This window comes from Pseudoalteromonas sp. BSi20495 (assembly GCF_000241185.1).
Taxonomy (GTDB): Bacteria; Pseudomonadota; Gammaproteobacteria; order Enterobacterales; family Alteromonadaceae; genus Pseudoalteromonas; species Pseudoalteromonas fuliginea.
Genome location: NZ_BADY01000095.1, coordinates 40,168 through 65,634, shown reverse-complemented (window position 1 = coordinate 65,634; position 25,467 = coordinate 40,168). Strand labels below are relative to the sequence as shown.

General features: G+C 38.4%; 17 protein-coding genes and 1 pseudogene. 7 read left to right on the top strand and 11 right to left on the bottom strand.

What is annotated here, in order from left to right; genetic code table 11:
• Positions 1 to 9: 9 nt before the first annotated feature.
• The 4 genes from betB to P20495_RS07290 all read right to left on the bottom strand — a co-directional run bounded on the left by betB (position 10) and on the right by P20495_RS07290 (position 3,054).
• Positions 10 to 1,473 (bottom strand): betaine-aldehyde dehydrogenase, encoded by a 1,464-nt coding sequence (gene betB / locus P20495_RS07275; protein ID WP_008137166.1) that lies wholly within the window; start codon positions 1,471 to 1,473, stop codon positions 10 to 12.
• A 1-nt stretch (position 1,474) separates the two neighbouring features.
• Positions 1,475 to 2,050 (bottom strand): transcriptional regulator BetI, encoded by a 576-nt coding sequence (betI, locus tag P20495_RS07280; protein WP_008137165.1) that lies wholly within the window; start codon positions 2,048 to 2,050, stop codon positions 1,475 to 1,477.
• Between the two features lie 441 nt (positions 2,051 to 2,491).
• Positions 2,492 to 2,797, bottom strand: a complete 306-nt coding sequence (locus tag P20495_RS07285; RefSeq protein WP_008137164.1) for a hypothetical protein — start codon at positions 2,795 to 2,797, stop codon at positions 2,492 to 2,494.
• Positions 2,797 to 3,054: a DUF3081 domain-containing protein gene (locus P20495_RS07290; protein WP_007376364.1), complete on the bottom strand. Its 258-nt coding sequence runs from the start codon at positions 3,052 to 3,054 to the stop codon at positions 2,797 to 2,799. The genes P20495_RS07285 and P20495_RS07290 overlap by 1 nt, the downstream gene beginning before the upstream one ends.
• A gap of 146 nt (positions 3,055 to 3,200) precedes the next feature.
• Here P20495_RS07290 and P20495_RS07295 point away from each other — a divergent pair, with 146 nt between their 5' ends.
• Complete coding sequence (locus P20495_RS07295; RefSeq protein ID WP_007376363.1) at positions 3,201 to 4,481, top strand: flavohemoglobin expression-modulating QEGLA motif protein; 1,281 nt, start codon at positions 3,201 to 3,203, stop codon at positions 4,479 to 4,481.
• Between the two features lie 526 nt (positions 4,482 to 5,007).
• Here the strand turns inward: P20495_RS07295 and P20495_RS07300 are convergent.
• The 6 genes from P20495_RS07300 to P20495_RS07325 form a co-directional block, all read right to left on the bottom strand.
• Positions 5,008 to 7,959, bottom strand: a complete 2,952-nt coding sequence (locus P20495_RS07300) for a TonB-dependent receptor (RefSeq protein WP_008137163.1) — start codon at positions 7,957 to 7,959, stop codon at positions 5,008 to 5,010.
• Between the two features lie 866 nt (positions 7,960 to 8,825).
• Positions 8,826 to 9,653: a hypothetical protein gene (locus tag P20495_RS07305; protein ID WP_008137154.1), complete on the bottom strand. Its 828-nt coding sequence runs from the start codon at positions 9,651 to 9,653 to the stop codon at positions 8,826 to 8,828.
• A 93-nt stretch (positions 9,654 to 9,746) separates the two neighbouring features.
• Positions 9,747 to 10,550: a DUF1338 domain-containing protein gene (locus P20495_RS07310; protein WP_008137152.1), complete on the bottom strand. Its 804-nt coding sequence runs from the start codon at positions 10,548 to 10,550 to the stop codon at positions 9,747 to 9,749.
• 35 nt (positions 10,551 to 10,585) lie between these two features.
• The gene (gene astD, locus P20495_RS07315) at positions 10,586 to 12,052 is read right to left on the bottom strand and encodes a succinylglutamate-semialdehyde dehydrogenase (RefSeq protein ID WP_008137151.1); all 1,467 of its coding nucleotides are present in this window, start codon (positions 12,050 to 12,052) and stop codon (positions 10,586 to 10,588) included.
• A gap of 7 nt (positions 12,053 to 12,059) precedes the next feature.
• Positions 12,060 to 13,094, bottom strand: a complete 1,035-nt coding sequence (astA, locus tag P20495_RS07320) for an arginine N-succinyltransferase (RefSeq protein ID WP_008137149.1) — start codon at positions 13,092 to 13,094, stop codon at positions 12,060 to 12,062.
• Positions 13,095 to 13,144: 50 nt separating this feature from the next.
• Positions 13,145 to 14,350, bottom strand: a complete 1,206-nt coding sequence (locus P20495_RS07325) for an aspartate aminotransferase family protein (RefSeq protein WP_008137148.1) — start codon at positions 14,348 to 14,350, stop codon at positions 13,145 to 13,147.
• Between the two features lie 197 nt (positions 14,351 to 14,547).
• Here P20495_RS07325 and P20495_RS07330 point away from each other — a divergent pair, with 197 nt between their 5' ends.
• Complete coding sequence (locus P20495_RS07330) at positions 14,548 to 14,976, top strand: Lrp/AsnC family transcriptional regulator (RefSeq protein ID WP_007376357.1); 429 nt, start codon at positions 14,548 to 14,550, stop codon at positions 14,974 to 14,976.
• Between the two features lie 31 nt (positions 14,977 to 15,007).
• Here P20495_RS07330 and P20495_RS07335 read toward each other — a convergent pair whose 3' ends face one another.
• Positions 15,008 to 15,952, bottom strand: coding sequence for a hypothetical protein (locus P20495_RS07335; protein ID WP_008137145.1), 945 nt, complete (start codon positions 15,950 to 15,952; stop codon positions 15,008 to 15,010).
• Between the two features lie 391 nt (positions 15,953 to 16,343).
• Here P20495_RS07335 and P20495_RS07340 point away from each other — a divergent pair, with 391 nt between their 5' ends.
• The 5 genes and pseudogenes from P20495_RS07340 to P20495_RS07360 all read left to right on the top strand — a co-directional run bounded on the left by P20495_RS07340 (position 16,344) and on the right by P20495_RS07360 (position 25,462).
• On the top strand, positions 16,344 to 16,646 hold the full coding sequence (locus tag P20495_RS07340; RefSeq protein WP_008137144.1) for an isoamylase early set domain-containing protein: 303 nt from the start codon (positions 16,344 to 16,346) through the stop codon (positions 16,644 to 16,646).
• A 9-nt stretch (positions 16,647 to 16,655) separates the two neighbouring features.
• Complete coding sequence (gene malQ / locus P20495_RS07345) at positions 16,656 to 18,647, top strand: 4-alpha-glucanotransferase (protein ID WP_008137143.1); 1,992 nt, start codon at positions 16,656 to 16,658, stop codon at positions 18,645 to 18,647.
• Positions 18,647 to 20,876, top strand: a pseudogene (gene glgB, locus P20495_RS07350) (1,4-alpha-glucan branching protein GlgB). Before malQ ends, glgB begins: the two are co-directional and overlap by 1 nt.
• Entirely contained in the window at positions 20,869 to 22,932 is a 2,064-nt protein-coding gene (gene glgX / locus P20495_RS07355) for a glycogen debranching protein GlgX (protein WP_008137136.1), read from the top strand. The pseudogene glgB and the gene glgX overlap by 8 nt, the downstream one beginning before the upstream one ends.
• Positions 22,925 to 25,462 carry a glycogen/starch/alpha-glucan phosphorylase gene (locus tag P20495_RS07360; protein WP_008137134.1) on the top strand — a complete coding sequence of 846 codons (2,538 nt, stop codon included), beginning with the start codon at positions 22,925 to 22,927 and terminating at the stop codon, positions 25,460 to 25,462. The genes glgX and P20495_RS07360 overlap by 8 nt, the downstream gene beginning before the upstream one ends.
• The last annotated feature ends 5 nt before the right edge of the window (positions 25,463 to 25,467 follow it).

The window sequence follows — 25,467 nt, the reverse complement described above, 5'->3', positions numbered from 1 at the left end:
TAGGGCGCCTTAAAATGGGCTTTCTATGTCGGCCATACCAACATAAATAGACTTAGTTTGCGTGTATTGATCAAGCGTTTGTATACCATTTTCACGGCCAATGCCCGATTGCTTATAACCGCCAACTGGCATTTCAGCAGGAGAGTTACCGTATGCATTAATCCAACAAATACCGGCTTGTAACTTATGAATAACGCGGTGCGCACGTTTAATATCGCTAGTAAATACGCCTGCGGCTAAGCCTAGGTGAGTTGCGTTAGCGCGTGCAATAACATCGTCTTCGTCGTCAAAAACAAGCACGCTCATTACAGGGCCAAATATTTCTTCTTTAACGATTGTCATATCGTCGTTGCAATCAATGAACACAGTCGGTGCTACAAAATAGCCATTAGGTGCAGACTCAGGTGAAAGCGTTGTACCACCGGTTAATAGCGTTGCACCTTCTTCGATGCCTTTATTAACGTAGCTCATTACTAGTTCTTGGTGCTTTTTAGAAATAAGTGCGCCAAAGTTAGTATTTAAATCTTGTGGGTCGCCAGCAATAATGTTTTTCTCAGTGCGCGCTTTAAGCTCATCAATAAACTGCTGATATACATTTTTATGAACGTAAATACGTGTACAGTTAGTACAAATTTCGCCTTGCGTATAAAAGTTACCTAACATAGCAGCGCTAACCGCTTGCTCTATGTTGGCATCATCAAATACTAATAGTGGAGATTTACCACCAAGTTCCATCGTGACATCTTTTAACGTACCGGCAGCACTTGCCACTACTTTTTTACCTGTGCCTACTTCACCCGTAAACGATACTTTATCAATATCGCTATGCTGCGTTAGCCACTGGCCTACATCGCCTGCGCCTTGAACAACATTAAACACACCTGCAGGTACACCAGCTTCAACAAATACTTCTGCAAGTTTAATTGCGCCAAGTGGTGTTTCTTCAGATGGTTTGAATATAAATGCATTACCAGCAGCAAGGGCAGGGCCCGACTTCCAACATGCAATTTGTAGTGGGTAGTTCCATGCACCTATACCCGCACAGATACCTAATGGCTCTTTACGTGTGTAATAAAAGTCATCACCAACCATTTGTTGTTGGCCTACTTGTGCTGGCGCAAGGCCTGCAAAGTATTCAATTACATCAGCGCCGGTTTCAATATCAACACAATTTGCTTCTTGCATTGGTTTACCGGTATCTAGTACTTCTACGAGTGCTAACTCATCGTTGCGCTCGCGTAAAATAGCCACTGCTTTTAATAAAATACGACTACGTTCAACGGGTGTCATTGCTGACCACTGTGCAAAACCTTGCTTTGCACTGGCAATGGCTTCGTTTTGAATAAATTCGTCGGCAATTTCTACTGCGTAAATAACCTCACCCGTTGCTGGGTTTGTTACATCAAATGTTTTGCCGCTCTGATTTGCAAGAAAATGGCCGTTAATAAAATTTTGATAGACAGGTGTAGTCACGCTAGGCTCCATATTGCTTGATAAGTGAAAGTACATAGCTTTTTGCTAACTTTTCACTGTGTTTAAACTGATTATTGTCTGATTTACTCAGTACTGCTCTTAACCATAGGCCATCGATCATCGCGGCGCTAAGTTCTGCAGCTTGATTTGCTTGCTCAATAGGCATTAATTGCTTAAAAGAAAATGCTAAATTACTTTGCAAGCGTTTACTGTTTACGTTTTGTAGTCTGTGTAATTCTTCATCGTGCATCGATTGCGCCCAAAAACTTAACCACGTTCGGGTTGTATCATTACGCTGTTGTACAAGCGCAAAGTTGGCTTCGATAATAAACATTAAACGCTCAGTGGCAGTGGTTTGATGATTTACCTTACTTATTAAGCCTTGCTTTAAGCTTGTTAGTAAGTACCTAACCGTGGCTTCAATTAACCCCTGCTTACCACCAAAATAATGACTAATGATGCCTGACGATAAACCTGCATTTTTACTAATGCTGTTTATCGTTGTGCCTTGAAGCCCTTTATTTGCAACTGACTCTATAGTTGCGTCAATTAGCTGCTGACGTCTGACAGGTTCCATTCCGACTTTAGGCATAATTATTATTAATTGAACGTTCAATAAAGATAAGCTTAAGGTAATAGCTCTAATAATTCAAGGCTAAGGTAAACACCGAGATATTAAAATGTAGATAGAACATTAATGATCTAGTGATTAATAGAATAAATGCAATGATTTTAAAGTGGGTATGTATTCAATAAAATCAAATGGTTAAGTTTGTTTTTTTGAGTATTTGATATGGTGATGATTTCGTTACTATAATAAATTAAGAAAATCATTATAAAATCGTTAGTACCGTAATAGTTAGAGTACTAATAGTGTTATTTTAATGCAAAAGAGTATTAAACCTACAATTAGTTAGTGTTCTAATAAACACATGTGTAAATAGTTGACCCATAAATTAATTAATATTTAAACTAGATTCGGACAACATGATGCTCTGACTTTAAATTTTTATTGCAATTAAGCGTTATTAATAACGCCTTTAAATAGTAGGGGGTAACGTCTTAGTCTATTGCCAATGTAGTCATCAGCTAAAATTTGCTGGCAAATAAAGTCTATATCTTTGCTTGCCTCAAAGACCCAATCAAAACGCTCTATAGCCAGTAAAAAACCACGCTTTAAATGACTTTGAGAGCGGTACTGTTCTAGGTTTTTTTGAATAATTGAGATTTTGCTTGGATCAGCTTGAAGCTCTTCTACTACTTGGTTAATAAAAGTAGTATTGAGCTTACTGGTAGGGCGGTGTCTTAGTTTTCGTGGGTGCATTAGCGCTCGTTTGCAATGTTATATAATTTTTTCAAAAAGTCGTCCTTATGCTTTTCATGTTGGTAGTCAAGGTGGTAAGTATTATGAAAACCAAAGCGCAGTTCTACGCCGCTACCTTGTAAATATACGGTGTAACCGTCTACGTCAGAATAAGCAGTAACCCCTTGATAATGTTTACCTTCATCAGTCATTTCGCCTTTTTGAATTATACGTTCATAAACGGCCAAAATCTGTTTATTGTCGAGTTCGTTTTTCATGCTTTATACCTTTTATTTAATAACTCATACGATACAGATATGAGGGTCGATCAACTTAAAAACAATAGCTAAAAAAGTGTGATATTGCTTTGTAATTTAGCCTTTTTAAATTATGCTCAAAACTCATTTATTGTTGAGCTTACACCATGATAGACAAGGCGTTACTACTAAAAACTCGTGAATTATCGGATCAATTAATTGCATTGCAAACGCCTATTAGGATACTCGATGCTATTAATTGGGATAAACAAACTAAAGAGGAGTTTTTTAGACAAAAATGTCAAAAAAATCCACTTATTGATCGTGCATACTATCAACAGCGCGACCTCGGTTTTGTACCTAGCGAGTTACGCCAAGCGTTTTCTACTTTGCACCGTAACATTATTAACCAATTGGGGCAGTTAAATCCCATTGCTCAATACATGGGAAAAATGTGCACAGAGTATAAAACGGTATTAAGCATGCTTGAGTATCGTGGCACACCTGAGTTCCATGACTTATCGGTAGAGTTATTTGGTCATCCTAAAGATTTATTTCATGCCGGTGAGCCCTCACTTTCTGAGCTAGCTAATATGCTAGATAAACCGCTGCAAAATTTACTCATAGCCGACATACTACCTGACGACCCTAAAAATATTGCTGCTGTTGATGCGGTGCGTATTTTGTCTGAGCAAGTAAATGCCAGCATGGCAGGTATAAACGTAGAGGTTATGCTTAGCGATGGGATTGTCAGTGATGCAGCCGCCGGTGCAAATAATATAAAACTAAATCAAGATGTAAGTTTTTCCCAGCGTGAGCTTGATATTTTAGAAGTTCACGAAGGGTGGATACACGTAGGCACAACTCAAAATGGTTTGGCTCAGCCTTATTTAACCTGTTTAAGTAAAGGTACGCCAAGCTCGACTATTACCCAAGAAGGTTTAGCGGTACTTACCGAAATTATTACATTAAAATCGACCCCAAGGCGTTTATCTAAATTAGTGAATCGTATTCAAGCCGTTACAAAGGTAATAGATGGCGCTGAGTTTGTAGATATTTACCGTGACTACGTAGCGCAAGGTTTATCAAAAGATGACAGCTACACACTTGCGCAGCGTGTATTTAGAGGCAGTACGCCAACAGGTCTGCCGTTTACAAAAGATATTGCCTACATTAAAGGCTTTGTACTGGTTTATAACTTAATACGCGTAGCAATACAGCTTGGTCGAATCGATAGGCTACCTTTATTATTGGTAGGTAAAATATCGATAGATGACTTTAGATTAATATCGCAGCTTCATGATTTAGGTGTGATAGAGAGCCCACAATTTGTGCCGCCACACTTTAAAGATTTACGCGGTTTGGCCACCTGGTTGAGCTTCGGTCGTTTTATTGGCGACTTATCGTTTGAAAAGTTAGAAAACGATTATAAGCCGTTATTTTTATAATTATAAATTATTGAAATTAAGTCCTTTAATAGAATTAAGAACTGTTGATGTCTAATAAGCTTTTTGGCGTGACAAAGCTAGTTTATATGTTAACGGCTAAGGCGTGTTGAACTTTGTCGATTGAATTTCGTTAAATCAGGGAGAATCATATCGCGGCGCGAGGTTTTAACCTCGTGGTTCGGTAACTGCTCCTGCTTTACCCTATTGGTTTACTCCATGTAAGAGCCGAGCACAGCTTCCGCGTCTTACCTGCGTCCTTGTCTCTTGAACACAATTTGTCTGTCTGTTGAATTGGTATTAACAATTCGACAGATTCGACCATTTCAGCTAATTTCAACCATCCCTTTGCAGATGGCTTTATGCTAACTCGAACATTTCTCTTACTTTCATACCAACCACCAAAGAGCAACATGCCCTAGTCGTTTATTTTAAGTTATTACTCTAGGTCATTTTTATAAAAATACAAAAGCCCGGATAAAATATTTATATCCGGGCTTTTTCATTTCATTATTCAGTTATTAATAACTTAGAATGAAAGTCGAGCGCCTAAGTAAAAACGACGAGGCTCAACCCAGTCGGTTGCTTGACCAAATGCAAATGTACCATCACCTTTTTCTAAGCTCTGTTCAACCGTTGTTGCTTGATCATCAAGCAAATTAAATACATCTAAAAAGAACTCTGCTTTATAGCCATCAAAGTCATGAGTATATTTAACACGAATATCTAATGTGCCATAAGATGGTGTTACTTCGCTACCTACGTTTCCATCAGCTACCCAATTAGTTGTATAACCGCCAAAGTCATAGGCAGTATCAACTTGAAGTGGTAGGTACCGTCCTGAAATTGATTGCGTTTTACTATAGCGAGTACCTGAATTCCAGTTATATACACCACCTACCTCAATATTATTATCAAAATAATATGTACCTAACAATTTAAACTGATGCTCAACATTACCTGGCTGTTTGCCATACATATTTGGCGCACGAGGATCTAAAATTTCCCAGTCACCTTGGAAATCAGCGTTGCCATCTGAATTCGAATTACCTTTTGCATCGTTGTTTGTGTATGACGCAAGCATAAACCAATTATCAGTACGAAGTTTTTTAAACGTTACTTCAATACCTGTATACTCGCGTTTACCGCCAGCAAGAGTACCAATAACATAGTTAGAACCTGGGTTTTCATCATAACCAAAATATGAAAGAGGAAGTTCTAGGTCCGTTCCTGCTAAGTAGCCTTCTTCGGAATAGATACTTAAATCGTAATCTTCCATAATATCTTTAGTAGTACGCTTAGTATACGTTACGGATATATTAGTACTTTCGGTCAGATTCGTTGAATAACCAATTAAGTATTCATCCGTATAAGGTGTTTTAGTACTCGGTGAGAAAAAGGCATCTTGCTGTTTTGCACCACCGCGTGTTCTAAAGGTAACCCAGTCATCGTTGACATATACGCGTTCTTCTAAAACAGAACCGGTTAAATTACCCGCAAAAGAAGTCATGTCAGTACGAAGTGGATCGTAATATCTGCCACCAAACGCCCAAACTTTAGAATCACCATCACCAAAAATATCGTATACAATGCTTAAGCGAGGTGCTATTTCCCAATCAAAAGTAAATATAGTCTCGCCTGTTGATGCTATATGATCCCACTTTTCAGCACGCAAACCTGCGTTAACGGTTAGGTTTTCGTATGTTACGCTGTCTTGTAGATAGATCATTTTACCTTTAGTTTCAAGTTTAGACTTTGCTTGCTGAACTTGTTCTATTTGATAAGCATTTATATCACCGGTAGGGTTACCTGCACTGCTACTAAATATGATAGCTTTAACTTCATTTTCATCGACTATACCATCGCCACTTGTATCTGCACCGTGTAAGTTACCACTATCATTTAGAGCTTTTGCAACACGCACGTAATCAGCCGCTGCAAGACCTTTCTCACCAGTCCAAGAGCCTATTGCGTATGTTTCAAATGACACGCCACTATCAGCGGCCGCAATAGAATTATATTGAGTACTACCATTGTAAACACTGTTTGTAATATTTTCGTTTGTTTCAACAGAGTAACCAGCTTCGATAGTATGTTCACCAAAATCAGTATCTAAATAATATTCAAAGTTAATGTATGCGCTTTTCTTATTTCGATCCCTCAGAGTGTCAGCACCTAAACCCCCGATATCGGTTTGAGCTTTAGATGGCGATGCACTTAAAAAGGCAACATCACTGCGTGTTGATTTATCTGATGCTACAGACGAATATTCAGCTTCATGACTCATATAACCGGCGTTTATAATTAAATCTTCCCACGAATGTGAATAATCAAGTTTATAGTTGTCGCCACCAAGTTTTGTACCTGACTGTCTATTAAATGCCGTTGTAGTTGATGTTGAACCTGATTTTTCTCTCGGATCATTAAAGTAAGTAAAGACGAGTCGATCGTTGTCAGTTGCTTGCCATGTAAGCTTACCAAAGCCAAGATCAGACTCATCTGTTACTGAATGGCTGAATGCACCAGTGTCAGGATCGCTGATGTCGCTGTCACTATTTTTGAGTTGATAAGACGCGAAAAACCAAAGTTTATCTTTGATAATTGGCCCACCTAGGGTAATTGCAGTGTCATAATTTGAGAAATTATTATTTTCTTTTGACTCATTTTCGTAATCGGCGACTAAGCTGTCATTTTGAAAGTAATAATTTATAGAGCCATGGAACTCATTACTACCAGATTTTGTAACAACACGCGATACAAGACCAGCTCCACCGGCATACTTTGCTGCTACACCACCAGTAATGACTTGCTGCTCTTGAATTATCTCTGAGTTGATATTACCACCGGCTGTACCATCAACATTATCTGTTACATTAACACCGTCAATATAATAAACGTTGTCTGTTGAACTACCAACAGTACCACCAATATCAGAATAGTTGACACCTGACTTCGACGATGGATTGCCATCGGTAGTAGGTTTTACACCAGGTACTAGTTGAAGATAGCTTTGAAAGCTTCGACCAGTAGGAAGCGATTCCGTCATATCAAGAGTAACATCAAGACCAGTAGACGATGATGTAGTATCAATTGCAGTTACAGAACGGCCTGATACAACAATTTTCTCTATTGAATCAGTACTGGAAACGACTGAGTAATTTAAATTTAAGTTTTTGTCTGTAATTACTCGAACATTTTTTGCTTCGAATGGTTGAATTGAATTTCCTGTAATATCGACCACATATTTACTTGATGGATCTAAGCCCCTAAGTAAAACATAACCTGCAGAGTCAGATACTCCTTTTTTACTAACTAAACTTTCTGGTGACTGCACTGAAATGGTTGCGCCAGCTACTGGATTGCCTTGTTTATCTGTAACTCTTATTTTCAGTCCACCAGTATCAGCAGCAAACGCAGTGCTAGAAATACTGATAGAGGCAGCAATAGCGATAGATAATAATTTCTTGTTAAATTTTTTCATTAATTTTCCCTAATTCATTGTTATTTGACTTACTTTTGATTAATAAATCACCATAAACATTAACACTATTTTTTAGAATGTAAATAGCTTTAACTTTCATTTATTTGTTTTAAATTAGTTGTTAAGTACTGATTTATGACGGAAGGGGCGGGATTCTAACTCTCTAAATAAGAAAAATAGTCTATTTAGTAGAATGAAAATTATATGTGATTTATCTAAAAAATGCAGTTGGGACGAGCAACTTCGTTTTAATGGTGAAACTATAAAATAGGGCAGTTACACAAGTATTTTGTTAAGCCGTCAAACATTGTTTTTTGCTTGCTCATTTGAAGCGATGATTTCTGCACGTTTAAACGTTGTAGTGGGTTGTCGTAGCTAATTTTATAAGCGCCCATCGTACATCTGATAATTAAACCACTGTTGTTCAATTTAGGTAACTGAATAGGCTGATAATTTCATTTATATTGTCGCAAGTAGGGCTTGAAATATAGAATCAAAATACTGGTTTTATTGTTTAGCACTGTCGGGTGGGGAGTTCGCTTCATCAAACATTAAACCGCAAAATGAACCGTAAATACTACCGTATAAGTAGTACCGTGTTTTGCCTTTACAAACAGACTGCCCCATTATTAATGATAATACTTGTCACACAGGTTGTCACAATGAAACGACAAGGTTCTGCAACAATTTGCACTGTTCCAGATGCTTAGGTAGTTGTTGAGTTTATTAGCGCAAAAAACACGTCAAGCGGAAGTGCATCTACACTGTATGGCACAGGGAAATACCACCTGAATTAAGCGCATTAATAGCATTAACTTATTTAGTTGAGCTTACCGATTAACAAAATGAATCGAGAATCTTAATATTCATTTGTGTTGAGCTATATTAAACGTAGTTTTATATATTGCCATCATCCGCTCTGCTACCTCTGGCGAAGTCGAATTATGGTGAGTCTGCTTTAAAAAATCATAGGCTGCAGGTGTTTTCATGTAATTATCAATTAAGGCGATTGCTTTTTTTCCTTCTAAAGTTTTACTACAAGCAAAGTACCCATTTATAAACTCGGGGTATTCACTAATGTCTCGACTTTCTAGCTGAGAAAATTGCGTATCTGTTAAGTTCATTTTCATAGTGTTTTCATAATCGATGATCATATCAACACGTTTATGAATTAATAATTGGCTAAGTTGAGCAAAGCTGTTTGCGCCTGTTATTTTTGCTACTTGGGTTCTATAATCCGAAAATATCGCATCTAATTGTTGATAACTTGTGGAACTAACTATGGCAAAGGTGTGTTTGTTATTAAGTAATTTTGAAATAGAAACTTTTGTAGGTAAATCTTTTAAAGTGTTTTTGAAACCGAATAATTTGCGTTGCTGATGCATATAAGTTGGAATTTGAGAAAAGATAAGCTGTTTGTTTCGAGCTTTTGTTTTTATTAAATTAAAGCTACAAACAGCCTCGTTAGTCGATAAACGTTTAATTAATCGAGCATGATTTGTTCTCGTTAAAACGGTATAAAAATACGTGCTCAAAATTGGCTGAAAAAAATTATAGTATTGTTCGCCGGCTCTTGAATCGGCATCTTCATCTGAAAAATACGAATAAGATAAAATAGTGAGGGAGGGGGTCGCATAAATTAAAGAAGGTGTAACTAATAAACTGATAAGAATACATATTTTAAAAAACTTCATATTTATGCCTTTTTCTTTAAAAATACCAAGTATCTCCAGTGTTGTCTTTATAAAAAGCCCTTTCGGGCTTTTTTGTACTAAATTTGAATTTTATTATCGAGCGTTGGTGCTTTCAAATATTTTGTCAGCAGAGGCTGCAACAAAACCAGTATAAAGCTCACCGTCTGCTTTAGGGTAACGAATAGCAAACTCATAAAAACAGCTAGGGATGCTCATATCACCGTCACTAAAAGTAACTGAGTATTCATCAGCAAGTGTTGACGATTGCTCTAGTAACACCTCTGGAGAGCCTTTAACCTCGCCGCCTGATGTATTAAGCGAAAAACCTGCGTCTTTTAGGGCTTGGTTAACATCATGAATGTTATCAAACTTAGCAAGCGTATTAATATTTACGGTAAAGTGATTGGCACGGTAACCCCACGCCGACATCCACGCTGCATATTCGCTTTCAGCTAGCAGTTGTTTGTAAGTATCGGTGCTTACTTGCCAATGCGTGCCTGAATATAAAAAGTTGTCTGCTGTAACTGCACTTTCGTCAATTTGACTTACCATACCTGTCACGATGGCTTGTAACTCTGGCGAGCATTTTTCTACTAATAGTTCAGAGATAAATACTTTTGGCTGATTAGGATCGCTATGCTCATAGTGTTTTGCGTAAAGTTTTTTAGCTTCAAAGTGGTACTCACCACATTCTTTGTAACCAATTGCTAAAAAGTGAGCGGCGAGCTTTTCAAGACTCACTTTTTCTATATTAAATGTACGCAGCGCAATATGATCGTTAATGATGTCATCTTTTTGCGTTGAACCTAAAAGGTCATGAATTTTATCTGCCGATGGAGTTACGTTTAAATAGTTTTCCCAAAGGTTCTCAAATAATGTATTTACATCAGTATGCATGTTAAGTCCTTAAATCTAAAATTTGGTTTTATTGCTTATTCAATTACTAAGCCCGGCGCTAGGGTTTGCGGTAAGTTCACTTTGTCTGACTCCACAGATGCTACAGGGTATGCGCAATAATCGGCGGCGTAGTATGCACTTGCTCTGTGATTACCACTGGCGCCAATACCGCCAAATGGAGCTGCACTAGAGGCTCCTGTAATAGGGCGGTTCCAGTTAACAATACCGGCACGAATGCGCTTTAAAAAGTGAGTGTAATCATCTTCACTGTCGCTAAGTAAACCTGCAGATAAACCAAAGCTTGTGTTGTTGGCTTCAATAATTGCACTGTCAAAGTCGGTGTAACGATACACTTTAATTAGCGGCCCAAAATGCTCTTCATCTGGCATGTCGGTAATGCTTGTTACATCAATAATGCCTGGACTTACAAAACCTGTGCCTGGTTTTAATTGCTTAAGTTCAACAAGGATTTTCGCGCCTTTTGAGACTAATTCACTTTGCGCGGCAACCATACCCAGTGCTGCTTTTTCGCTTATCATTGCACCCATAAAAGGCTGCTCTGTAGCAAAGCTGTCGTCTACAACTATGTTTTTAGTTGCGCTTATTAGCTTTTCTAAAATAGCATCGCCGTTGGCTGATTTTTCAATAAATAAGCGACGTGCACACGTACAACGTTGACCTGAGGTAATAAAGCCTGATTGAATAATATCGTGCACAGCAGCGCTTATATCGCTCACATCTTTTACAATAAGAGGATTATTGCCGCCCATTTCAAGCGCTAAAATTTTGCCAGGGTGTCCTGCAAACTGTTTATGTAATAAGTGGCCTGTGTTTGAGCTACCGGTAAAAAACAAGCCATCTATATCTTTATGAGAAGCAAGTGCTTTACCTGTTTCAATTTCACCTTGGACAAGGTTAATAACACCCGCTGGCAAACCTGCTTTTAACCAAAGTGAGAGGGTAAATTCTGCAACGTGCGGAGTCAATTCTGATGGCTTAAATACAACGGTATTACCGGCTAAAATTGCAGGAACAATATGCCCGTTTGGTAAATGCCCCGGAAAGTTATACGGACCAAAAATAGCCACAACGCCATGCGGTTTGTGTCTAATAAACGCTTTAGCACCGGGCATTGGGTTTTCGGTTGTACCTGTACGCTCATGGTACGCTTTTACAGATATAGCTACTTTGCCTGTCATTGCGCCCACTTCGGTACGGGTTTCCCATAATGGCTTACCCGTTTCGCGTGCAATAATAGTAGCAAATTCTTCGCTGTGTTCTTTTAATTGTGCTGCGAAGTTTTCTAAAATGGCGATACGCTCTTCAAGTGGTTTGTCTGCCCATTGTAATTGCGCGGCTCTAGCTGCTTTTATAGCAGAATCTACTTGCTGGGCGTTTGCGCCATTACCTTGCCATACCACATCGCCATTACTTGGATTGATTGACTCAAATGCTGGACCAAGTCCCACATGCCATTGGTTATTAATTAGGTGTGTATTCATAAATTATTTACAGGCGGAAAAATCGCGCTGCATCTCCTTGGCTTAAATTAAGAGCATTAGCCACATCTTGGCTAATGACGAGGGTATGTTTTGCATGATTGTAATGTGCGTCTTTGGTAAATGTTGCTCTAAAGCCACTTACGCCTTGATTACATACAGCCAGCGTATCAGAGCTATTTTGTGATATGTGATCAAGCTCGCCAATCGTAACAGGGCAAACTTGAGAGTCGCGAATGCTGCGAATATTTCCAAGCTTTGCTTCAACTGTTGGGCCTGCGTCAAATAAGTCAACGTAGCCTCTGTGCTCAAACCCTTCTTTTTCTAATAATTTTAGCGCAGGCTTTGTTTTTTCATGTACATGCCCAATCACTGCTTGGGCTTTTTTGCTAAGCAAGTTCACATAAATAGGGTATTTAGGCATTAACTCGCTAATAAATACCTTATCGCCTAAGCCAACTAAGTGATCCGCTTGTGGAAATTCGATACTAAAAAAGTGCTCTTGTAGCCATTGCCAAAAAGGAGAATGACCGTCTTCGTCGCTAACACCGCGCATTTCTGCGATAACAGTATCGGCAAAACGCTCGCTGTGCTGAGCCATAAACAAAAAGCGTGAACGTGATAAAAATCGACCCGTTAAACCTTTACGGCTATTTTCGCGCAAAAATAATGTGCATATTTCTGAGCAACCTGTGTAGTCGTTACACATGCTTAAAATATCAACGGTGTTATATACATTTAAAGTAGGCGAGTGGTGTACTGTTTTACCTAAATGATAATGATATAAAGGCACCGATAAGCCTACTGCGGCTTCTATAGCGGTTGTACCAATAACCTCACCTGTTTCACTGTCTTCTAAGACAAATAAATAGCTTTCATCAAGTGGCTGGTTAATGTTTTTGGCAAAGCTTTTTTCAGCACGTTCAATCTTTTCTTTAAGCTGTGTATCGTCCACAGGTAAAGAGGTAAACCCATGACCGGATTCAATCGCTATTTGTTTAAGCGCGTCAAAATCATTGGCAGTAATAGGACGTAATACTTGCATTTATTGCTTGCTCCAATAGCACGCTTGTAGGCGTGCTAAGTTAAACTATATTAACCGTTTACTACATCGCTAACTGCTTTTTCAAAGCGCGCTAAGCCTTCTTTAATATCCTCAAACGGAATAACTAAAGACGGTGTAAAGCGAATTACATTCATGCCAGCTACAAGGTTCATTAAACCATTATTAGCACTGGCTACTAAAAAGTCGCGTGCACGGCCTTCAAATTTGTCATTTAGTACTGCGCCAATTAATAAGCCTTTACCACGTACTTCGCTAAATACATTGTACTTTTCGTTAATTGCGTTTAATCCGTCACGGAACAATTGCTCGCGCTCTTTAACACCGTTTAGTACGTCTGGTGTATTTACGGTATCAAATGCGGCTTCAGCTACAGCACAAGCTAGCGGATTACCGCCATAAGTAGAACCGTGAGTACCAACTTTTAAATGCTCAGCAATCGGTGTACGAGTGATCATAGCGCCAATTGGAAAACCACCACCCAATGCTTTTGCCGTTGTTAAAATGTCAGGAACAACCCCTAAACCTTCATAAGCGTATAAATCGCCTGTGCGACCAACACCCGTTTGTACTTCATCAAAAATAAGTAACGCGTTATGTTTAGTACAAAGTTCGCGTACTTTTTTAGCAAATTCATCTGTTGGTGAAATAATACCGCCTTCACCTTGTAATGGCTCCATCATAACAGCACATGTTTTATCGCTGATCAGCGCTTCAAATGCCGCTATATCGTTAAAATCACAATGTACTATGTCAGCAGGTTTTGGACCAAAGCCATCTGAATAAGCCGCTTGCCCGCCCACAGTTACTGTAAAGAATGTGCGACCATGGAAACCTTTATTAAAGGCAATAATTTGCGATTTTTCAGCGCCATATACGTCCAATGCATAACGACGAGCTAACTTAAGCGCGGCTTCGTTTGCTTCTGCGCCTGAGTTTGCAAAGTAAACTTTATCAGCGAATGTTGCTTCAACCATTTTTTGAGCTAAACGAAGTGCTGGCTCATTGGTCATAACATTTGATAAATGCCAAATTTTTTCGCCTTGCTCTTTTAATGCTTTAACTAATGCAGGATGACAGTGACCTAAACAGTTAACGGCAATACCACCGGCAAAATCAATGAACTCATTATTATTTTGATCCCAAACGCGTGAACCTTCACCACGAACTGGAATGATTGCTGATGGATTATAGTTTGGTACCATTACGTCGTTAAATAAGTCTCTAGTTACTTGCATTTTTGTACACCTAAATTAAATGGGCTTAGATAAAAGATTAGTTGCTAAATTAAAGAAGAATATAGCCGTTATTCTTGAGCAAACACGTTATTATTTTTTATAGGACACTATTATCGAAGGTTCGCAGTTAAAATTGCAGTGCTATTTTGTGAAAAATGGTTAGAATAAAAGGCAAAATAACGAAATAAATAACCATTATGATAACTCCACAAGACGAAAAGCTATTATCGATACTAAAAACAAATGCACGCGCGAGTATTTCTGACCTTGCCAGACTATTGAACCTGTCGCGCTCTACAGTGCAAAGTAGAATGTTAAAGTTAGAAGAAAGCGGGGTAATTAAAGGGTATAGCGTAGACTACGGAGATGACTATTTAAACAAAATGGTATCGGCGCATGTATCAATAAAAGTAAAGCAAAAGCTCACCACTAAAACCAACTTAGAACTAAAACAAATTGATGCCATTTCACAGCTTTATGCCATAAGTGGCGAGTTTGATTTAATTGCGGTAGTTCAAGCACAAAATTTGGAGCAACTTAGTCATTTGCTAGACGATATTGGCAACCTTGATGGGGTAGAGCGTACAACATCGTCTGTTATTTTAGAAACCAAATTCAAGCGATGAGCCAGAGTATGTATTATGTCAATGCATCAGATTACTTTGTTGATGCATTGGTTATTTTTGGCGTCACTTTTACTCTTTTCACCACAGTTTTATTTGCTTCATCAAGCTTAATAAAGTAAGCATTACCGCCAATACCTTTAAACTCTTCATCTGTGAATACAATGGTGTTGTCGTCAAAGAACGTAACAGCCTCTTTTTGAGTAACAATCCCTAGGTCTATTTTTGATACATCACCAGAGAAAAATTTATCACCTTCAAAGTTTTCAAATAACCAAATACTGGTTGAATCAAGTAATACCAATTTTTTACGATCAGGACTTAAGGCTGCTGATGTTATCCAACATAGTTTTTCTAATGTAGTACATGTTTTAAAAGAATCGATTAACTCAGCTTTAAAGTTAGCGGCGTGATCGCCCACTTTATATACCTTAGTAATACCATCAAACGGTTCAGTGCGGTTTTTAGTAAATAAATATAAATGACGGCCAAGCGCGACAAATGCTTCTAAATCAAAATTTCGATTATTGGGTTTTATTGGACTTTCATCCATTTCTGGGTAGGTAAACTTTATAATTTCTGCTTGAGTTATATCTGTTTTTATATCTATTGGGTTTTCTATTTTATAAATAGTGAGCCATCTGCGGTCGTTTTTGTTATTGCCAAAATCACCTAGGAAAAAATGCCCAAACTTGTTTTGAGTCATATCTTCCCAGTCTATGTTTTTGGCATTTTCAACTAAGATTTCTTTGGCGATAGAGCCATCTTTATTGAGCCTATATAGTTTGGGTTCATTGCCTCCATCGTTAATAGCCCATAGGCGTTTTTGCTTATCAAATTCTATACCTGATATTTCTTTTAATTTAGGATCAACTGAGATTTCTTTTTTGCTATAAAGGGTATAGATTGAAGAACCAATAAGTGTGGCTATTATTAAAAAGGTGATTGCTATAGTTATTAGAATGCTTTTTTTCAACATGAAAATTATGATATTTCAAAGTATTAATATGCGGTTTATTATCGTTTATAAAAGCGCATAACAAAAGAATTTTATAAGTTTAAGTAATACTTTTGAATTATTTCATGTTTGGTACTAATAAAAGTTTAGACAATAAATAAAGTGTGGCACGTCTAGTTGGTTTAAATATTGCTCTATAATATTGAGCTTTTCAAAAGTGAATGTTTAGATACTAACTGCACTTTTTAGGTGCAAAAAAAAGAATTGCTGCACTGTAATAATGCGTAAATAAAGTTTTGGTTAACTTACAACGTGTTTAATGATTTTGAATGGAATCCACATCGCCTTTTTGTTTAGTTGTATGGCCTGTGGCAAAGATTAATTACCCTTTATGGTTTAGTTGGAGCCTGCTATGTTGAATAAACGTTTTTTTAAAACAAAAGATGAAGCTGAAGTTACTTTTGAGTTCACTCACCCTGAGGCAGAGCAAGTCTGTTTGTTAGGTGAATTTAATGATTGGCAGCCAGTGCCAATGAAGCTCAATAAAAAAAAGGGCGTTTTTAAATGTAAGCAACGCCTTCCTATTGATCAGCAGTTCCATTTTCGTTATCTAATCAATGGAGATATTTGGGATAACGACCACCAAGCCGACGGTTACATTGGTAATACATTTGGCACAGAAAATAGCATAGTGAATACGCAACGTATAAATTAAGGCCAATAAATGGACGCTCTTTCGCAGTTATTTTATCTGCATGGCATTGGTTATGAATTCACTAAATACACTGGTGAACAGGTTGTTTTTAGCAACGATACACGAAAGCAAGCTTTACAGTGCTGTGGTATTGACACCGACGATGCTAATCAAATAGCGCATCTTAACTATGAATTAGATGCAGCTACTTGGCAGCAATTAGTTCCGCGTGTTAGCTTGCTTGAATGGCCTGAAAATACCTTAAAGATTCGTATAGATGAACGTCAACAGCATTTATGTGTAGGCATAAAAGTAGAGGCGCTTGGTCTTGACTTGGCATTTCAAACTATGCGTGATTTACCTGTCACAGGTGAATATTACTTGCATGGCGTGCGATATATTGAGGTTGCGCTTGAATTACCTTTTATCCCAGCTGGATATTATGATGCAACGATAAAAGTAGGCGAGCAATTTTCAAATACACAGGTTTGGTCTGTTCCTGAACAAGTATATCAAGTAGATGATATAAAGCGTACAGGGCTCTCTATTCAGCTTTATACTTTAAAAAATAAAGCGCTATTAGGTGTTGGAGATTTTAGCGATTTATTATCGTTAACTCATTTATGTAGTGCGCAAAATATGGATTATATTTTACTTAATCCACTTCATTTATTATTTGCCGATATGCCAGAGCGAGCAAGTCCTTATAGCCCTAACAGTCGTGCTTTGCTAAACCCTTTATATATTGCCATTGATTTATGTGACGACGCTAATAACAATACAGAGCTAAATGCTTTAATGCAAAGTGATGATGTTATTTCTCTCATGCAAAGCAATGATCAATTTATAAATTACGAAAACGTAAGTCGTATTAAATATACGTTATTTAAAGCGCTTTATAGTCAGTTTGAATTAACTGCCAGTAATGAGCGTCGACAAGCGTTTACAGCATTTTGTAACACTCATACAAGTACGCTAAATACCCTTGAATCAGACAATTTAACGTTTGACTATTATTTGCAGTGGCAAGCGTATTTACAGTTAGCACTTTGTCAAAAAAGTTGTATAGAGCTGGGAATGGCTATTGGTTTAATCAACGATTTAGCTGTTGGGTGTGCTGGCGATGGGGTCGAATTTAAAAATCAGCAATCATTATTTAGCCAAGAGGCAAGTGTTGGTGCCCCGCCAGACCCATGGGCTGAAGCAGGTCAAAACTGGGGGCTTCCGGCACTCAATCCTCGCAGTCTTAGCAATAATCACTTCGAGTTTTATCGCTCACTTATTCGCGCAAATATGCAAAATGTAGGTGGTCTCAGAATTGACCATGTAATGGCTATTAGGCGTTTATGGTGGTGTTTTGAAACGAATGGTAAACAAGATGGCTGTTATGTTTATTATCCGTTTGAGCATTTACTCGCAATTTTAAAAATTGAATCGCATATTAATCAAAGTATTGTTATTGGCGAAGATCTGGGTGTAGTCCCCCCTGAGGTAAGAGATGCTTTAGCCTCTAGCGGTATTTTTTCTAACAGCTTATTTTATTTTGAAAAACAGCACGATGATGAATTTTTATTGGTTAACGATTTACCATCACGTTGCTTATTAATGATTGCCAATCACGATGTGCCTCCTTTTATGGGCTGGTGGCAACACGATGATTTAGATATAAAGCAGCAATATAGTTTAATTAACGAGCAGCAATGCAACGACTTAACCCACCAACGTGTTGAAGAGCAAGAGCGATTATTGCGCTTTATTAATGCCAATCAAACAAAAGAACTTAACCTACAAGCTAATGCAATGGACGTTTATAAATCACTTGCCTTATGTTTAGCAAAGTCGCAATCACGATTACTTGCGCTGCAAATAGATGATTTAGATGAGCAGCTTTACAGTGTCAATATTCCAGGAACAGATACCGAGTATCCCAATTGGCGGCGTGTTTTAACACACACTTGCGAAGAGATTTTTAGTAAAAATGCCTCTTTGTTAGCTGCAATAGATTCAATAAGGAAAGGTTAATGAGTAGCTCAGCAGTAGATAATATTGGATCTTCTTTTAATAGTTATGATGATCAAGTACAAGCGTTAAGCGCAGGTCGTTTTAAAGACCCGTTTAGCTTTCTTGGGGCACATAAACTAACAAACACAGACACAGAGTTACGACTTTACTTACCCACTGCGTTGAATGTTGTAATTAACCTTGGCGGTAAAAAAATAAAAGACGCTGCGATATAAGCAAAGTGATTTGTTTATTGCAAAGCTAAAAACATTGCCAAGCGCGCCATATCAATGTGATGTTGAATACACAAATACAGCCGTTACGTTTTACGATGAATACAGTTTTGACACTGCGCTCGATACACAGGCAATGTACTTATTTAACGAAGGTAGTTTAGAGCATGCATACTCACACTTTGGTGCACATTTTAGCACTCAACAAAATGTAGAGGGGGTGCGTTTTTGTGTGTGGGCGCCAAATGCAGCAAGTGTATCAATTATTGGTGAATTTAATTTTTGGCAAGCTAATCGTCACTTTATGCGCTTTCATCCTGCAAGTGGTGTATGGGAATTATTTATACCAGGCCTTAAAGCTGACATGTGCTATAAATTTGCAATTACCGCACAAAGTGGAGACGTGTTTGAAAAAGCAGACCCATATGCGTTTAAAATGCAGCAAGCCCCCGGTACTGCCAGTGTATTGCAATACAAACCAGAACCTATAATTCTTGATGAACAGGCCTTAAAAAATAGACAAAAGCGTAACCATATTGATGCACCAATTAGTATTTATGAAGTGCATTTAGGCTCATGGCAACGCGCTGAAAATAATCGTTATTTAAGTTACGTAGAGCTTGCTGACAAGCTAGTTAGCTATGCACTTGAAATGAATTTCACCCACCTACAGCTTATGCCTATCAGTGAATACCCGTTTGATGGCTCGTGGGGCTATCAACCCGTTGGTTTATTTGCACCTACTAGCCGTTTTGGTGACTATAACAGTTTTAAATATTTTGTAGAGCAATGCCATAAAGCAAATTTAGGTATTTTACTCGACTGGGTACCTGGGCATTTTCCAAGTGATCCGCATGGTTTGCATCGTTTTGATGGCACTCATTTGTACGAACATGCCGATATGCGTCAAGGTTTTCATCCCGATTGGAATACCTATATTTATAATTACGATCGCCCTGAAGTTAAAAGCTTTTTGATTTCTAATGCGATGTATTGGTTACACCAATTTGGGCTTGATGGTTTACGAGTAGATGCAGTGGCTTCAATGTTGTATTTAGATTACAGCCGTAAAGAAGGTGAATGGATCCCTAATTGTTATGGTGGACGTGAGAACCTTGGTGCAATCGAGTGCCTAAAGCAGGTTAATTTACGAAGTTATAAAAACAACCCTGGCATCATGATGGTAGCCGAAGAATCAACTGCATGGCCAGGTGTTACACAAAGTGTTGAGCATAACGGTTTAGGGTTTGGCTATAAATGGAATATGGGCTGGATGAACGATAGTTTGCACTATATGCAACGCGATCCGCTTTACAAACAGCACCACCATCACGAAATAACCTTTTCGATGGTATACGCCTTTAGTGAGAACTTCATACTGCCATTGAGTCACGACGAAGTAGTGCATGGCAAAGGCTCACTTATTGAAAAAATGCCAGGGGATGATTGGCAAAAGTTTGCAAACCTTCGAGCTTATTATGCGTTTATGTGGGCGCATCCAGGTAAAAAATTATTGTTTATGGGTTGTGAAATAGCGCAGCGCACTGAGTGGGGCCACGATCATTCGCTTGATTGGCACTTATTAGAGCATCAAAGTCACAATGGTATAAAACAAACAATTAAAACACTCAATCATGTATATAAAAACCAACCTGCTTTGTACGAACTTGACACAAGTGCAGCAGGCTTTGATTGGATAGATAACAACAATAACGATCAAAGTATTTTAAGTTTTGTAAGGTATGCCAAAAATGCACGAAATTTAGTGGTTGTTATAGCTAATTTCACTCCAGAGTCTTATCAAAATTACGTCATTGGTGTGCCAAATAAAGGCCGCTATAAAGTAATTTTAAATACAGATGAAACCGATTATTTTGGCTCAGGGATAGACGTTACACAAAACGAATCAAAGATAGTTACTACCTTCGACAGCCCTAATCATGGGTTCGCTCAAAGCATTTCTATTGCCATTGGTGGTTTAACTACTATTTATTTACAAAAGGTCGAAGATGAGTAATCAATTTGAAGTCACTCACGGCCAAGTTGAACCCTTAGGTTCAAGTGTTACTGACGGCGGTGTAAATTTTGCACTTTATGCACCAAAAGCAGCTCAAGCTTATTTATGTTTATTTGACAAAAGTGGCCATTCAGAAATATTAAAGGTGGCAATGAGCATTAACGAAGGCGGCATTTGGAGTATTCATATATTTCCTTTAAATGCAGGTGCTTTGTATGGCTTTAGAGTAGAGGGTGAATATAACCCTAAGCACGGTCAATTGTTTAACGAAAACAAACTATTAATAGACCCTTACGCAAAAGACTTATTTGGTGAGTTTACTTGGAGTGAGCGTCATTATGGGCAAATGCCAATCGGCACTAAAAGCACCGTAAATAATGCGATTGATATACCTAAGTCAAAAGTAGCAGCACCTGTGTTGTACGCGCATAAAAAGCCAAACCATAGATGGTCAAATACGGTTATATACGAATGCCATGTGAAAGGAGCAACGTGCCGTCATCCCGAAATTCCTAAGTACCTACAAGGGAAATTTTTAGGACTAAGTCATCCCAGTTTTATTGAACACTTACAGAGCTTTGGTATTACAGCTGTGGAACTTTTACCTGTTCATTCATTTATTAGTGAACAATTTTTAACGGGTAAAGGGCTGCAAAATTATTGGGGTTACAACACGCTTAACTTTTTTACACCTCATAAAGACTACTTGGTTAAAGACGATATAAATGAGTTTAAGCAAATGGTGCGAGAGCTTCATGCGGCCGACATTGAAGTTATTATCGACGTTGTTTACAACCATACCGCAGAGGCCGGTAATGATGGCCCAATATTGTCACTTAGAGGCTTTGATAACTTAGCTTATTACCGCACTGTAAGCGAACGACCAGATTTATATATAAACGATACTGGATGCGGTAACACGATTAATATTGACCACCCTCGTGTATTACAACTTGTACTCGATAGTCTTCGTTATTGGGTTGAAGTAATGGGAGTTGATGGCTTCAGGTTTGATTTGGCGACTATTTTAGGGCGTTCTCAATCTGGGTTTAGCGCTTCTCATACTTTCTTACAAGCGGTTGCCCAAGATCCTATTTTAAACAAAGTAAAGCTCATTAGTGAACCGTGGGATATAGGCCCTGGTGGCTATCAGTTAGGTGCTTTTCCGGCACCTTGGCGAGAATGGAACGATCAATATCGTGATGTAATAAAGCGTTTTTGGAAAAGTGAAGAAGGCATTATCGCCACCGTTGCCAAACGTTTACATGGCTCATTTGATATTTTCGAGCACAGTGAGCGCGGTCCGCTCAATAGTATAAATTTTATAACGAGTCACGACGGTTTTACGCTTGCTGACTTAGTTAGCTACGAAGAAAAACACAATGAGGCAAATGGTGAGCAAAATCGAGATGGTCACAGTGCTAATCATTCTTTTAATTGTGGTGTAGAGGGATTTACAAATGATCCTAAAATAACAGCGCTTCGCTTGCAACAGCAAAAAAACTTTTTGCTTACACTTATTTTGTCCAAAGGAGTTCCTATGCTCTCATCTGGGAGTGAAATAGCGCATTCGCAAGGGGGAAATAATAATGCTTATTGCCAAAATAATCGCACCAGTTGGCTTGCATGGAAAGACTCACAATTAAATCATACATTGACTCGTTTTATAGACGATGCACTAAAAATCAGACGTGCCCACAGTGCGTTTAAACACAGTGTGTTTTTAGATGATATTGATGAGCGCTTTACAGTTAGGTGGTTTACCGAAGAAGGTGTAACTATGACTGACGCGCATTGGCATGAAAATACGCGTCAGTTTTTAATGTACAGCTTGCTCGATAAGCAAAATAAACATGCACTTTTAATAATTTTTAATGCGAGTAAAAAAGTAATCTCCTGCCAATTGCCGCAATCTCCAATAAGTGCGCCTTGGCAAATGGTTTTATCAAGTGTAAATAATGCATCTGTAAGTAGTAACAACGATGCGATGGTTGAAATTTCTGCACAAAGTAGCTGGGTTTTCAGTTCAAATTTAGAGGAAGTAGGTCATGGCTAAGCAAGATGAACAAGTGTGTGTAGTAAAGGGTTGGCAAGAAGGCCCTGTTATTGATGAAAATACGTTAAAAGATGATTTAACACGTCACTTTTATTACACCCTCGGCCGAGATAAGGTCGGTGAATCACAGTTATATTTATATCATGCATTAGCGCTCACTATTCGCGATCGACTTGTTGCTCGTTGCAGAGAAACCAATCAACAAATTAGACAGCAAAAGCGCCGTAAAACGGCTTATCTTTCTCTTGAGTTTTTAATGGGACGAGCACTGGGTAACGCTATTTTAAATCTAGATTTAGATGATCAAGTTGCTTCTGCATTACAAGAATATTGTACAACAGTCGAAACGCTTGAAGATGCCGAACATGATGCAGGGCTAGGTAATGGTGGTTTAGGGCGTTTAGCGGCCTGTTTTTTAGATAGCTGTGCAAGTTTGGCCCTGCCTGTCATTGGGTATGGCCTTCGTTACGAATACGGTATGTTTAATCAGTCTATAAATGACGGAAATCAAATAGAACAACCCGACAACTGGCTTCGTGAAGGACATCCATGGGAACTGAGTGCTCCAGAGCATGCAAAGCGCGTTAAGTTTAGTGGCTATGTGCAAAGCTATACAGATAAATATGGCCGAGAGCATCGTCAATGGATGAGTTCGCACGATGTATTAGCTGTGCCTTATGATGTACCAATTCCTGGTTATAAAAATAATATTGTTAATACACTTCGTCTGTGGAAGTCAGAAGCGACAGATGAATTTAATCTAACTGAGTTTAATGCTGGTAGTTACTCAGAAGCTGTAGCACAAAAAAATCTAGCTGAACAAATTACTATGGTGCTTTACCCAAACGACAGTAGCGAAAATGGTAAAGAACTTAGGTTACGCCAACAGTATTTTTTATCGTCTGCGAGTATTCAAGACATTGTTGATCAATGGGTTGCACAACACGGTGAGAGTTTTTCTGATTTTTCTGATTTTCATGTGTTTCAATTAAACGACACGCATCCAAGTATTGCTGTTGCAGAGCTGATGCGTATTTTGATTGATGACTACGAACTTGATTGGGAAGATGCTTGGCAAATTACTACTAAAACAATGGCCTATACAAATCATACCTTACTTCCTGAGGCACTTGAAAAGTGGTCAGTATCTTTGTTTGCAAGGTTATTACCGCGTATTTTAGAAATAGTTTACGAGATAAATGCACGTTTTTTAGCCCAAGTTGCACAGCAGTGGCCAGGGGATGTTAACAAACAGCGAGCGCTATCGCTTATTGAAGAAGGTGATGAGCCGCAAATTCGTATGGCTTATTTAGCAATAGTCGGTAGTTACTCCGTAAATGGAGTCGCGGCACTGCATACTGAGTTACTAAAAGCGGGCTTGTTTAAAGAGTTTTATGCACTGTGGCCAGATAAGTTTAATAACAAAACAAATGGCGTAACACCACGTCGTTGGCTTGCTCACTGCAACCCTATTCTAAGCAAATTAATTAGCGAAAAAATTGGTAACGATTGGGTAGGCGATTTTAGTCAAATTAGTCAACTACGTCGATTTTTTGATGACCAAACCTTTCATATTCAGTGGCAATCAGCTAAACGCGAAAACAAACAACGCCTTGTTGATTTAGTCAAAGCGCGTTGCGGTGTTGAGTTCGATGTATCGATGATGTTTGACGTACAAGTTAAGCGAATTCATGAATACAAACGCCAACTACTTAATGTGTTGCATGTAATTCATCTATATGACCGTATTCGTCGCGGTGATACGCAAGGGCTTGTTCCGCGTTGTGTATTACTCGGCGGTAAAGCTGCGCCAGGCTATTACATGGCTAAAAAAATTATTAAGCTAATCAACAATGTGGCTGAGGTTATTAATAAAGATCCATTAGCAGCACCGTATTTACGCGTAGCATTTTTACCAAATTATAACGTAACAGCAATGGAAGTTATTTGCCCTGCAACCGATTTGTCAGAGCAAGTGTCTACCGCAGGTAAAGAAGCATCAGGTACCGGTAACATGAAGTTCATGATGAATGGTGCATTGACGATAGGTACACTTGATGGCGCAAATATTGAAATTAGAGATGCCGTGGGTGCTGATAATTTCTTTTTGTTTGGTGCTCAAGCACATCAAATTGATGATATTAAATCACGTTATAATCCAGAGCATTTAATTTCACAAAATAGTGACTTGGCAAACGTAATGCAGCTTTTAGAAAGTGGCCATTTTAATTTATTCGAACCATGCTTATTTGATGACGTGATCAATGCGATTAAGAGCCCGAACGATCCTTGGTTGGTCGCGCATGATTTTGAAAGCTATGTTGATGCTCAAAAACAAGTAGATAAGACCTACACTGATCAAGCCTATTGGACACAAATGAGTATTTTAAATACAGCAGCCAGTGGCATGTTTTCAAGTGATAGAACCATAAGCCAATACAGTGACGACATTTGGCATTTAGAACCCCTCAACATTAGTGCAACAGACTTAACGACAACTAAAAGTCATACCACTAACAGCAAAAACTAAATGGA